15 protein-coding genes are annotated in these 12,542 nt (G+C 36.5%); 10 read left to right on the forward strand and 5 right to left on the reverse strand.

All coding sequences use genetic code 11. From position 1 onward, the window contains the following. Positions 1-30: 30 nt before the first annotated feature. From helD to AC1FXZ_RS01160, 4 genes are all read left to right on the forward strand, one after another. Positions 31-2,328: an RNA polymerase recycling motor HelD gene (gene helD / locus AC1FXZ_RS01145; RefSeq protein WP_480050182.1), complete on the forward strand. Its 2,298-nt coding sequence runs from the start codon at positions 31-33 to the stop codon at positions 2,326-2,328. 60 nt (positions 2,329-2,388) lie between these two features. Continuing rightward, positions 2,389-3,219, forward strand: coding sequence for an aldo/keto reductase (locus AC1FXZ_RS01150; protein ID WP_480050184.1), 831 nt, complete (start codon positions 2,389-2,391; stop codon positions 3,217-3,219). Between the two features lie 98 nt (positions 3,220-3,317). Beyond that, a complete protein-coding gene (locus AC1FXZ_RS01155) occupies positions 3,318-3,950 on the forward strand; it encodes a CAP domain-containing protein (protein WP_480050186.1) in 633 nt (210 codons plus the stop codon). Between the two features lie 147 nt (positions 3,951-4,097). Then, positions 4,098-4,793: an MgtC/SapB family protein gene (locus AC1FXZ_RS01160; protein ID WP_480050188.1), complete on the forward strand. Its 696-nt coding sequence runs from the start codon at positions 4,098-4,100 to the stop codon at positions 4,791-4,793. 45 nt (positions 4,794-4,838) lie between these two features. Here the strand turns inward: AC1FXZ_RS01160 and AC1FXZ_RS01165 are convergent, their stop codons facing one another. After that, the gene (locus AC1FXZ_RS01165) at positions 4,839-5,117 is read right to left on the reverse strand and encodes a hypothetical protein (protein ID WP_480050190.1); all 279 of its coding nucleotides are present in this window, start codon (positions 5,115-5,117) and stop codon (positions 4,839-4,841) included. Between the two features lie 191 nt (positions 5,118-5,308). On the opposite strand from AC1FXZ_RS01165, the gene AC1FXZ_RS01170 reads away from it, so the two are divergent. Next, positions 5,309-5,449 (forward strand): YjcZ family sporulation protein, encoded by a 141-nt coding sequence (locus AC1FXZ_RS01170; protein ID WP_480050191.1) that lies wholly within the window; start codon positions 5,309-5,311, stop codon positions 5,447-5,449. A gap of 151 nt (positions 5,450-5,600) precedes the next feature. Here AC1FXZ_RS01170 and AC1FXZ_RS01175 read toward each other — a convergent pair whose 3' ends face one another. Beyond that, positions 5,601-5,855, reverse strand: a complete 255-nt coding sequence (locus AC1FXZ_RS01175) for a hypothetical protein (protein ID WP_480050193.1) — start codon at positions 5,853-5,855, stop codon at positions 5,601-5,603. 169 nt (positions 5,856-6,024) lie between these two features. On the opposite strand from AC1FXZ_RS01175, the gene AC1FXZ_RS01180 reads away from it, so the two are divergent. The 3 genes from AC1FXZ_RS01180 (at position 6,025) to AC1FXZ_RS01190 (ending at position 9,377) form a co-directional block, all read left to right on the forward strand. Beyond that, complete coding sequence (locus AC1FXZ_RS01180) at positions 6,025-6,729, forward strand: class I SAM-dependent methyltransferase (RefSeq protein ID WP_480050195.1); 705 nt, start codon at positions 6,025-6,027, stop codon at positions 6,727-6,729. A 226-nt stretch (positions 6,730-6,955) separates the two neighbouring features. Beyond that, a complete protein-coding gene (zwf, locus tag AC1FXZ_RS01185) occupies positions 6,956-8,440 on the forward strand; it encodes a glucose-6-phosphate dehydrogenase (RefSeq protein WP_480050197.1) in 1,485 nt (494 codons plus the stop codon). Between the two features lie 70 nt (positions 8,441-8,510). Further along, a complete protein-coding gene (locus AC1FXZ_RS01190) occupies positions 8,511-9,377 on the forward strand; it encodes a 5'-3' exonuclease (RefSeq protein WP_480050199.1) in 867 nt (288 codons plus the stop codon). A 50-nt stretch (positions 9,378-9,427) separates the two neighbouring features. Here the strand turns inward: AC1FXZ_RS01190 and AC1FXZ_RS01195 are convergent, their stop codons facing one another. Both AC1FXZ_RS01195 and AC1FXZ_RS01200 read right to left on the reverse strand, forming a co-directional pair. After that, a complete protein-coding gene (locus AC1FXZ_RS01195; RefSeq protein WP_480050201.1) occupies positions 9,428-10,657 on the reverse strand; it encodes an MFS transporter in 1,230 nt (409 codons plus the stop codon). A gap of 171 nt (positions 10,658-10,828) precedes the next feature. Continuing rightward, positions 10,829-11,239, reverse strand: coding sequence for a DUF4395 domain-containing protein (locus tag AC1FXZ_RS01200; protein WP_480050202.1), 411 nt, complete (start codon positions 11,237-11,239; stop codon positions 10,829-10,831). Positions 11,240-11,392: 153 nt separating this feature from the next. Between AC1FXZ_RS01200 and AC1FXZ_RS01205 the strand changes: the two genes are divergently transcribed. Together AC1FXZ_RS01205 and AC1FXZ_RS01210 are read left to right on the forward strand one after the other, a co-directional pair. Further along, positions 11,393-11,524 carry a hypothetical protein gene (locus AC1FXZ_RS01205; protein ID WP_480050204.1) on the forward strand — a complete coding sequence of 44 codons (132 nt, stop codon included), beginning with the start codon at positions 11,393-11,395 and terminating at the stop codon, positions 11,522-11,524. A gap of 269 nt (positions 11,525-11,793) precedes the next feature. Beyond that, the gene (locus AC1FXZ_RS01210; RefSeq protein WP_480050206.1) at positions 11,794-11,994 is read left to right on the forward strand and encodes an alpha/beta-type small acid-soluble spore protein; all 201 of its coding nucleotides are present in this window, start codon (positions 11,794-11,796) and stop codon (positions 11,992-11,994) included. 111 nt (positions 11,995-12,105) lie between these two features. Here the strand turns inward: AC1FXZ_RS01210 and AC1FXZ_RS01215 are convergent, their stop codons facing one another. Beyond that, positions 12,106-12,531: a CBS domain-containing protein gene (locus tag AC1FXZ_RS01215; RefSeq protein ID WP_480050208.1), complete on the reverse strand. Its 426-nt coding sequence runs from the start codon at positions 12,529-12,531 to the stop codon at positions 12,106-12,108. Between the last annotated feature and the right edge of the window lie 11 nt (positions 12,532-12,542).

Genomic DNA, 12,542 nt, shown 5'->3' on the forward strand with positions numbered 1-12,542 from the left:
AATAATTAAATGTGCAAGAGGAGTGAGCTGATGAGCAAAAACTCAGATTGGCAAAAGGAACAACAACGCGTGGATCTTGTTGTTGGTGAAATAAAAGAAAGAGAGCAAGTTATAAAAGAGAAGCTTGGAACAATAAAAGAAGATGTCATTGATATTCGAAAAAAGTTTTGGGATGATGTAACGGTCAATTTTGATAATGCCGAGGAAGCAGCTGAGACGCATGCGAGTATAAAACAACAGGCAGAATTAATGTCTGAAAGAGAGAGAAGTCACCAACATGACTTAAAACAGCTAAGAAGCTTACATAAATTAAAGGAATCACCTTATTTCGGAAGAATTGATTTTTTAGAAGAGGGAGACCACGAAGCCGAGAAAGTATATATCGGAACAGCTTCGTTCGTTGACAAAAATGGAGTTGACTTTTATGTATACGATTGGCGGGCTCCTGTGTCTAGTTTGTATTATGATTATGGGCCCGGATCTGGAGGGTATGAAACTCCATCAGGGACGATTTCAGGAGAGATAGAGACTAAGAAGCAATACATTATACGTAATGGCACTATTGAACATATGTTTACAACCGGTATTACAATTGGTGATGAATTGCTCCAAGAAGTATTAGGTGGCCATTCCGATTCACATATGAAGAGCATTGTTGCAACAATACAGAAAGAACAGAACCAAATCATTCGAAACGATCGTGGTCGCTTGTTAATTGTTCAAGGTGTAGCGGGCAGTGGCAAGACCTCTGCAGCATTGCAACGTGTTGCCTATTTATTATATCGATTTCGAGATACGCTTGAGGCAGACCAAATTGTATTATTTTCGCCGAATCCGCTATTTAATAGCTATGTCTCTACCGTTTTACCGGAATTAGGAGAAGAGAATATGCAGCAGACAACGTTTCAAGCGTATTTGGAGTACCGACTCGGTAGGGACTGGCTTCTGGAAGACCCCTTTAATCAAATGGAGTATGTATTAACGGCTACGGATGAACCGGCTTATGAAGAGCAGATCGAAAGTATAAAATTGAAATCTTCTTTAGAATACATTCAATTAATTGATCAATATATTGACGGGCTCCAGAAAGAGGGACTGATTTTTACAGATATAATGTTTAAAGGGAATGTTTTAATTTCAAAGCAAACGATTAGTAACTATTTCTATGAATTAGACGAGTCTATTTCATTTCCTAACCGGTTTACAATATTAGTGGAAAGGTTATTAAAAGAAGTTAGACAATTTGAACTTGAAGAACGGAAGGCAGAATGGGTCGAACAAGAGATCGATTTATTGGATAATGAAGTATTGCAAAAGGTACATAACAAAGTCCAACGAGAAAAAAAGAAGGACATTGATTCATTTTATGAGTATGAACGAGAACAAGAAATCTTAAAAGGGTTAGTAGTAAAGAGGAAATTAAAACGAGTTCGGCAACACATTCAAGATCTGCACTTTCTTTGTGTGATCGAAATGTATTTACAATTTATGAAAAAGAAACTTCCATCAAAGCTCTATCTACAATCTGAAAGGAAAATTCGGAATTCCATCTTTCCGTATGAAGATGGAACACCATTTCTGTATTTAAAAGGGAAACTAGAAGGCTTCCAAGTGAATGCATCGATTCGTCATGTGTTTATTGATGAAGCTCAAGACTATTCTCCTTTTCAATTTTCTTTTATTAAAAACATGTTTCCTCGAGCCAAACTAACGGTCTTAGGTGATGTGAATCAGTCGATTTATGCGCACTCGAATAGAAACAGTTTTTCTTCTCTTGAGTCGTTATATCTATCTAGTGAGATTGAAAGATACGAATTAACACAAAGCTACCGATCCACTAGGCAAATCATTGATTTTGCTAAGCAAATTATCCAAGCTGATATTGACCCTTTTAATAGAGAGGGAAATAAACCAACAGTTTTTAAAGCTTCCATGATGAATCAAATGAATGATAAGGTAATTGAACGGGTGATCGAACTTACCAAACAATATTCGACAATAGCGATTATTTGTAAGACAGCACTTGAAAGTGAAAAACTGTATGGGGAAATTAAAGGGAAGTTAGAAGTACGGTTGATGAAGAAAGATTCAACGGGATATGAATCAGGTGTGTTAATTATTCCTTCATATTTAGCAAAAGGAGTAGAGTTTGATGCAGTCGTTGTATACAACGCTTCCGAACATTCTTATTACAAGGATAGAGAACGGAAACTTCTTTACACGATTTGTACAAGGGCAATGCACTCGTTAGATCTCTTTTATGTTTCTAAAATGAGTTCGCTGCTAAATACCATATCACAAGATACTTTTATAGAACAAAATTGTTAGATGTTTTTGAAGGTAGACGGATAATTAAAGTTATAGCGAAGAAAACAAGGAGGAATAGAAATGGTACTAAGTTTACAAGCAACCACGACATTACATAATGGTGTCAAGATGCCTTGGTTCGGTTTAGGTGTATACAAAGCAGAGAATGGTGAAGAAGTGATCGAAGCAGTGAAATCAGCAATTAAAGCTGGATATCGAAGCATCGACACTGCAGCTTTTTATCATAATGAAGAAGGGGTTGGCCAAGCTATCAAGGAATCGGGGATATCTCGCGAAAACCTTTTCATAACTACAAAGGTGTGGAACTCTGATCAAGGATACGACTCAACAATTAAAGCTTTTGAAACAAGCCTTAAAAAGCTCGATCTAGATTATTTAGACCTTTACCTTATTCACTGGCCAGTAGAAGGAAAATATAGAGAAACGTGGAGAGCTTTAGAGAAGCTTTATAATGATGGTCGTGTTAAAGCGATCGGTGTAAGTAATTTTCAAGTTCATCATCTGAAAGACTTGTTAGAAAGCTCGGTCGTTAAGCCTATGGTCAACCAGGTAGAATATCATCCAAGTTTAACGCAAAAGGAATTGCATGCTTTTTGTAAACAGGAAGGAATCCAACTAGAAGCGTGGTCACCATTAAAGCGAGGTGGATTGTTTAACAATCCAATCATTAAGGAAATTGCGACTAAATATGGTAAGTCTCCTGCGCAAGTAATTTTACGTTGGGACCTACAGAATGAAGTAGTGACGATTCCGAAATCGGTAAAAGAACAAAGGATTATAGATAATGCCAACATTTTCGATTTTTCGTTATCTCAAGCTGATGTGGAATTAATTGATTCATTAAACCAAAATGAGCGTATTGGTCCAGACCCTGATAATTTTGATTTTTAATAAAAAGCACTAAGAGGAGAAGTTATTTACTGTTTTTATGTATCGTTTTTTTGAACCAAGAGAAAATAAAAGTGTAAAAAAATTTCTCGGAGGTTATTATGAAGCGATTACATGTATTGATGGTAGCAGTTGTACTAATGACGATCTTCTCTGTCCAACCTTCAGCGGATGCTGAAATTAAAATGTTTAATGAACCACCGTTTTCTCATTACAAAGTTTCACGAGGAGATTCATTTTGGTTTATTGCACAGCGTTATGGTTTGGACTACCGTGAATTAATGAGGTTAAACCCAGATGTCGTTCCTACTAACATGCAGGTAGGAGAAGTTATTCGTTTAAAGCCTGAAGCATCACACCATAGTGCATTTGAAGATCAAGTTGTTGCTTTGGTGAATCAAGAAAGAAGACAGCGTGGTTTAAACCCACTTCAACATCGCGCTGACGTGAAAAATGTTGCTCATAAAAAAGCAGAGGATATGATTAACTCTAACTATTTTTCACATAACAGTCCTAACTATGGCTCGCCTTTTGATATGCTGCGAACGTTCGGTATTAATTATCAAGCAGCTGGAGAAAACATAGCTAAAGGTCAAACAACACCAGAGCAAGTAATGAGAGATTGGATGAACTCACCTGGCCACAGACAAAATATATTGAAACCGGAATATGATACAATTGGCGTTGGCTTTTATCATGGTGCGTGGGTTCAAATGTTTATAAAAGCTAGATAAAAGGAAAAACCAGAAGGTACCCTAGAGGCTGATCCACTTAATGTGGTCTCTATGGGTACCTTCTTTTTTCTAGCCCCTTTAAATAAAGGATTTTCTGTTAGAAACAGCGAATTATTATTAGGGAGACTAGGGTTTGGGGGTGTGAAAATGTACATTGAAATTGAACCGAATAGTTTTATTTTCAATCTTACAGTAGCCACTATTCTCTGTGCGGTGATCGGATTAGAACGTGAATTAAAGCGAAAACCATTAGGGTTAAAAACCTGTGTAGTTATTGGGATTATGAGTTGTTTGCTTACATACGTTTCGATTACTGGAGCTGAACTTTATTCTGCAGCTTATAGTAAGCCGATGGACCCTTTACGGCTTGCGGCACAAATCGTCTCTGGTATCGGGTTTTTAGGTGCAGGAGTTATTTTAAGACGAAACAATGATATGATTTCGGGATTAACGACGGCAGCAATGATTTGGGGAGCTGGTGGAATTGGAGTTGCTTGTGGTGCTGGTTTTTGGCTTGAAGCAGTAGTAGCAACTGTTCTATTACTTATTTGTGTGGAACTCCTACCTTTTCTATTTAAGTTTGTAGGTCCAAAAACGTTAAGGGAAAAAGAATTAAAAGTAAAGATTGTAGTGAAATCTGACGAGGAACTAACTACTATTCTAAAGGAATTGAAGCAACAACAAATGAAGGCTAGAAAAGTTAGGGTAAAGGATTTTGGAGAGCCCCCCATCAAGCAAATGGATCTATTGTTATTAGTTGACGAGAAGATTTATACGACTGATATATACTATGCTATAAAGCAAATGAAACATGTAGATCAAGTTGAAGTTGAATCAAGGTAAGCAGCAGTTATTTTCTCGTTCTGACTATTACACGAGTAGTTTTCCTTACATGAAAAAGATTCTAAAGATACTAATTACGACAGCAATTACACTGATTCCTGTACCTGCTGACCATTTTATTAGCTGTAATTGTTGTTGTTGTACTTTGGTCTCCAATTCTTTTTTTAAAGCAAATTCCTTTTCGGAAACAATATCGTCGACTATTGTATTAACTTCCTCTTTCGTAAGTTGATGTTCGCTTTCTATTTCGATCGCATTTATTTTTGCTTTAATTTCTTTAAGTTTTAATTCTAATTCTTTAAGTTGTTGTTCTTGATCCCCCACTTAAAACCCTCCCAAATATCCATCTTCTTTTAAGTATAGTATTCTGCCGATTTTGTTTTGAGTGTGCTTTTAACTAATGTGAAGTGATCTTTTTCAAGAAACTAGGTGATTAGCCCAAACAAAAAAACACTCTTAACATAAGGTGTAAGTGTTAGCAGGTATTATGAATGTAAAAAGGAGTGTTGTTTGATATGGTAGGAGGATTCTCTTTAATCGTTGTTTTGTTTATTTTATTAGTTATTGTGGGTGCTAGCTGGTTAGGTACTGGGCATGCAGCAGCACCATCTTATGGATATGGATATGGATACGGGCACGGTGGTTGTGGCTGTTAAAATGATTCACAAACTTGTCGAACATTTTGTTCGACAAGTTTTTTTAGTGAGTTTAAATTGAAACCTCGAATAGAATGCTTCTTCAGACATGTGTATATTGAAAATAAGCAGATGCCTTTCTAAATTTGTATTTTCCATAAAGGTTCTATATTTAAATCCACCACAAAGCTGAACCTAACGCTAAACCACCTATAAATCCTAAAGCGATCGGGAATCCGAATCCCCAACCCCAACGAGGTCCCCAGCCCCAGCCGTAACCGAAGCCACCAAATTGTGAACCAGTTGGTTGAAGGTATACGTGGGAGTCTGTTACATGCGTAATCGTTCCTGTATATCTTTTTCCATCAAGGCAAGTGATTGTTACAACCTTACCTTTGTAGCGACAACAAAGATCATAATAACCCATTTTAATCTCTCCTTTCTAAAATTAACAAGCTTTCACTTTTATACTATTTAAAAATCATAAGGTTGTTTGTTAATCGGCCTATGGTTAATGAAATTACGCTTTTATCACGGGAGAACGCGAATGGAAAATGAACATAACATGTAGAGAATAGTAAAGGAGGGGTAAGGGAATGAAAGAATACAGTTACTTAGATTGTCTAGCTGAATTCGGGATTGGAAGTGCGCACCCGGGGGGGATGGCATCAACAATTGGAATACTGCAATCAGAACCAATTAAAGAGCATATGCGCATTTTAGACATTGGGTGTGGTACGGGAGAGACGTCGGTCTATCTGACACATACGTTTAATTGTGCAGTTGATGGTATAGAGAATCACCCAGTTATGCTTAAAAAGGCACAGCGACGATTTGATGATGAGGGGCCATTGCTTAACATAATAGAAGGGTCGATTGAAAAATTACCAATTGATAGTGCGACATATGATTATATTATTTGTGAATCAGTACTAAGTTTTGTAAATTCTAATCAAGCACTGAAAGAATGTTATAGAGTATTAAAAAATAATGGTGTGTTTATAATGAATGAAATGACATATGAAGACAATTTAACAGACGAGGAAATGAAAAGGTTCAAAAAGTTCTATGATATTAAAGAAGTGAATTCCAAAGAAGATTGGCAAGTGAAATTGCTTGATGTGGGATTTTTAAAAGTTGAGAAACTTCGTGTGACGAAGGAAATTGAAGCACAACCTCAAAATGTACATTTGACCCCGAATACAGACCCAAGATTACTGGACATATTAGATGAGCATGAAGCGCTTCAAAAAGAGTTGAAGGGGAAGATTGGAAATGCGATAGTCCGTTGTAGGAAATAATAAGGTGTACATTATGTACACTGTACATAGATCTTTTTTAGATGATTAGTAAGGAAAAATAGTGGATGAGTCAGTTGATGATAGGGGGAAGCGCTTCCAAATAAGAAGGTTATTTTATCTACTGGTGGGGAAGAATGATATTGTGATAAACTAAGTAAGTTGACTTACTTAGTTAGTTTGCGTTACTTTTTATAGAAGAGTAATCGTGTAAAGAGAGGCAGGACGAATGAAAAACATAGATAACCCTAAAACAGCTATTGTACTTTTTGGTGTAACTGGAGATTTAGCAAAAAGAAAATTATTTCCCTCTATTTTTAAATTATATAAAGCAGGGAAGCTTTCTGACCACTTTGCTGTAGTTGGTGTTGCAAGAAGAAACTGGTCAGATGAGATATTACGTGAAAATATTAAAAGTTCATTACCGACTGATGAGGCAGAGGAGTTAATTGAGGAATTTTGTTCTCATTTCTATTACCTCCCTTTTGATGTGACAGATAAAGAATCGTATCGTGAGCTTGACACGCTACTTGGACAGCTCGATGAACAATATATGATACCAGGGAACCGGATTTTTTACATGGCAATGTCACCAGAATATTTCGGTACTATTGCTTCAAATTTAAAATCAGAAAAGTTGACAGAAACAAAAGGTTGGACAAGACTTATTATTGAAAAACCTTTTGGTCGGGATCACCCATCAGCCGAGAAATTAAACAATGAGATACGACATGCATTTTCTGAGGATGAAATTTACCGTATTGATCATTACTTAGGGAAAGATATGGTACAAAATATTGAAGTGATACGCTTTGCTAACACAATTTTTGAACCGTTGTGGAATAATCAATACATATCAAATATCCAAATTACGTCTAGTGAAACGTTAGGAGTAGAAGATCGTGGAGGCTATTATGAGACTTCAGGAGCTCTTCGTGATATGGTACAAAATCATATGTTACAAATGGTGTCATTGCTTGCAATGGATCCTCCGATTCGTTTAACGACTGATGAGGTCAGAAGTGAAAAAATTAAAGTTTTACGTGCTTTAAGGCATTTTTCTGTTGAAGAAACACCTCAATATTTCGTGAGAGGACAGTATGATACTGGTATTGTTAATGGTGTGGAGGTAAAAGGGTATCGAGAAGAAAAAAATGTAGACCCTAATTCGATTACTGAAACGTATGTTGCCGGTAAAATCTTAATCGATAATCATCGTTGGGCAGGCGTTCCATTTTATATTCGTACAGGAAAGCGAATGAATAAAAAATCAACGAAAATTGTAATTCAATTTAAAGATCGTCCAATGAATTTATATTATAGTGAGAGTTCAAATAGATACTCGAACCTACTAGAAATTTCGATTCAACCTGATGAAGGGATGACCCTTCATTTAAATGGTAAGAAAGTAGGCACATCTGGTGAGACAAATCCAGTACAATTAGATTATTGTAATGATTGTGTTGATACCAATAATACACCAGAAGCTTATGAACGTTTAATCTATGATTGTATTCAAGGTGATGCAACGAACTTTGCTCATTGGGATGAGGTAGATCTCTCATGGAGTTATATTGACACAATTTCAAAAGCATGGGAAAGTAGAGATGTGGAAGTTGCAAAGTACGAAGCTGGTTCAGTTGGTCCAAAGCAAGCAGATCAGTTACTGGCTAATGATGGATTTCATTGGTGGCCATCTTATAATAAAAAATAGGTAAAGGTATAAAGACATGTGGTTTGAATCGCATGTCTTTTATACTGTGAGAGCTGGGAGAGAGGAAGACATGGACAAGAATAAAGTGATGTTAGTTGATGGAATGGCTTTATTATTTCGTTCGTTTTATGCTACGGCGATGAGTGGGTACTTTATGATCAATAGTAGAGGTATCCCAACGAATGCTATACACGGATTTGTGAAACACTTATTTACTGCTGTCAATACGTATAAACCAACACATGTTATTTGTTGTTGGGATATGGGAAGTAAAACGTTTCGTACAGAACTATATCCTGAATACAAGGCCAATAGAGGAGAGCCACCGGTAGAGTTAATCCCACAATTTGATTTGGTTAAAGAAGTAGTCGATGAACTTGATATTCCAAACATTGGTCTAGAAGGTTATGAAGCCGATGATTGTATCGGAACCTTGACAAAAGAACTTAGTGAACATTCTGAGGTCCTAATAGTTACTGGTGATCAAGATATCCTTCAATTATTAGATCAAAACGTATCAGTCATTCTTTTAAAAAAGGGTTATGGAAACTATGATGAGTATAACGAAGAGAAATTCGAGGCTGAAAAAGGGATCACTTCGAAACAGTTAATAGATTTAAAAGCTTTGATGGGAGATAGTAGTGACAATTATCCCGGAGTTAAAGGAATTGGTGAGAAAACAGCAATAAGGCTCCTGCAAACGCATGAAACGGTTGAAGGAATTTTAGAAAATGTCGAATCATTAACGAAAGCACAGCGTAAGAAAATTGAAGAAAATGTTGAAATGCTCCATCTATGTAGACAGCTTGCAACCATACATTGTTCTGTTGATGTTGATTGTACGTTAGAGCAGGCCGCACTTACTATTAATCGAATGAAGATGTCGAAAAAGTTTGAAGAATTAGAGTTGAAAAACTTAGAGAATATTCTTATTTAATTCCTTAAAGTGAGCTTGCCTGATCAGTGGGACAAGCTCATTTTATTTTATTATTTTATATTTTCAGCAATCCATTTATCAGAAGGCAAAAAGAAAGTTAAGATTCCGACTAACGGAAGGGTTACAGCAAATAGTATAGTATTGTTTAAACCAATTATGTCAGCCATTACTCCTAAACCAACAGATCCGATTGCCCCCATGCCAAATGCAAGTCCGACAATTAATCCTGACACCATTCCGATTTTCCCTGGAACCAGTTCTTGTGCGTAGACGACTGAAACAGAGAAACTTGATAAAATAATAAAACCAATTATACCTATTAACGGATAGGCAAGGAAAGCTCCTACGTGTGGAAGCAAAAGAGTGAGTGGTGCTGCTCCAAGCATAGAGAGCATAATCATGTTTCGTTTCCCATAGCGATCTGATAATGGTCCTCCTGCAAATGTACCAATGGCGCCAGCGGCTAAAAAGATAAATAAATAAACTTGTGCCTGACCAATTGTAGCGTGATAATTATCAATTACATAAAAAGCATAGAAGTTTGTAATACCTGCATGGAACCAGGATCGGGCAAAAACTAATAAAACAAGAAGCAAGATAGCTGTGATGATCACTTTGTTGTAACCATTTACTTGTTTAGTCTTTTTCGTTTTCGGGGAAGCTGAAAGGTTTCTCATCGACACTTCATTTGAATACCAGCGAGAAATATAAAGTAACAGGATAATAGCTAAAGCAGCGACGAAAGTAAACCATATCGAACCGAATTGACCGAGTGGAACGAGAATGAGTGCTGTAATTAAAGGTGCGAGAGCTTGACCGGCATTTCCTCCTACTTGATAGATTGATTGGGCCAAGCCACGGCGCCCTCCAGAAGCCATATATGCAACACGAGATCCTTCTGGGTGGAAGGTTGCAGAACCAAGCCCAATAAACAAAACAGATACGATAACAAACCAAAAGGATGGTGCAAAGGCAAGCCCAAGCACACCTATAAATGTAAAACATAGGCCGATTGGCAATGCGTAAGGCATAGATTTACGGTCAGTAATGGTTCCTACCACTGGTTGAATTAGGGAACTGGTAAGGTTCAATGCAAAAGCAATGAGTCCAAGTTGGGTAAATGACAGCCCCATTGAACGTTCTAGAATAGGAAACATTGCAGGAACTAGAGCTTGAATAGCATCATTAAGAAGGTGAACAAAACCGATAATGAGCAAGATACCATAAGCTGTTTTTTGCTCAGGAATTTTCTTGGCGACTTGTGATTGTTGTGCTTGCATTCATCGATTCCTTCTTTCTTGTAAGAAAATTTACTCAATTATAACATGGAAGTTATTGGGTGTAATGAAATATTAATGTACTAGTTAAACACAAAAAAAATCACCATATAGATTGAAATCTTGTATGGTGATTTTTTTATAGAGCCCGTAAATACCTCAACTGCTCATTTTTTACGATTGACTAGCTCGTTTATGTTTCCACATCATGTAGCGATAACGAATCGTACAGCCTATGCAAAAACCGAGTAATGCTATGCCTGCAGCTATTAGAACCATCACAGCAAAAATATACCCCCACAGATCATATCCTAGTGTGAAGAATAATAAAGATAGACCTAAACAAATTGTTGCGATCCATTGATTAAATAACTGCTGATCTCGATCTTCTTGTACATACTCCTTAGTGGGTTTTGTTAAGAATTTTTTTCCTATTTGCATAATTGGATTTTGCTTTGTTGCTAATGTGATAACACCAATAAGAAATGGAATTACTAATACATAAGCCGAGAAAAACAGTGCGATAAGAACCAATATCACGATGAAAAGTTGATTAGCTTGAACTAGTGGTTTTGGTATTCCCATTAAAACACCCTCCTTACTTTTATATTATATACCAACTACTTTATCAATGCAGATACTTATTAAGTTGAAGGATAAGATTTAAATTAAGAATTTATAAGGAATGATTTCAAAATACTTTGGAAATAATAATCTTGGGAAAAGGAGGTGACAAAAATGGCAAAGCGTAATAAAAATAAAAACAAAAATGCAGAAGTGGAAAATGCAAATGTAGAATTTGCTGAAGAAAATGATGCACAAGACTTAGATAATCATAATAACCGTAAAAATCGTAAAAACAACAAATAAAACATAGTAAGAAATCATGAACACATAAGAGAAGACGTTGACATTAAAAATGACTCGAGCTTTGAGTCGATATAAAAGCGTGCACTTTGCGCGAAATTCATTGTAGTGAGTTAGATTTTAAGTTAACTAAGAAAAAGGATGCTATAGGTTCAAAAACCTTTAGTCATCCTTTTTCTGATGGGAAGAAATTATTACCAGGTTTCAAAATACATAACTTTGATCTCCTTACACACGATAACTAGTACAAAGAAAAAAGCGAGGTGATAAACATGGCAAACAACAGCAGCAACAAGCTTGTCGTACCAGGAGTAGAGCAAGCTTTAGATCAAATGAAGTATGAGATTGCACAAGAGTTTGGTGTTCAGCTAGGTTCGGATGCAACTTCTCGTTCAAACGGGTCTGTTGGGGGCGAAATCACTAAGCGTCTTGTACAGCAAGCTGAGCAACAGTTTGGTGGTTTTGAAAAATAAAATATTATGGATATATGTAGCAGCTTGGATTCCAAGCTGCTACTTTCTCAAAATGCTAAAAGGGTGACTTAAGAAAAACTATATTTCTTAAGTCACCCTTTGTTGTAGTGATTAATTATGGTGATGTTCAGAGATCTCAGATAGAGCTTCGCCAGCTTCGTTTTCATAAATATTAACAGTAGCTAAATCACCAATTGCAACCATTCCAACAATTTGGCCATTTTCTACTACTGGTAGACGGCGAATTTGATGTTGTGCCATCATATTAGCTGCTTCGTGAGGATTTGTAGATGGATCGGCAACTGTTAAGTTCGTTGTCATACACTCCTCTACAGAAACGTTGGAGTCTTTCCCATCTGCAGTTGAACGAAGAGTTATATCACGGTCAGTGATAATGCCAGCAAGGGAACCATTTTTCAATACTGGGATTGACCCAATATCGTGTGACTTCATTAAAGAAGCCGCCTCTTGAATTGATTGATCAGAATTAATCGTTACTACGTCTTTAGACATGATTTCACTAATATTTTGTGCCATAGTTAACACTC

Source organism: Halalkalibacter sp. HAAS-P014, assembly GCF_056619965.1.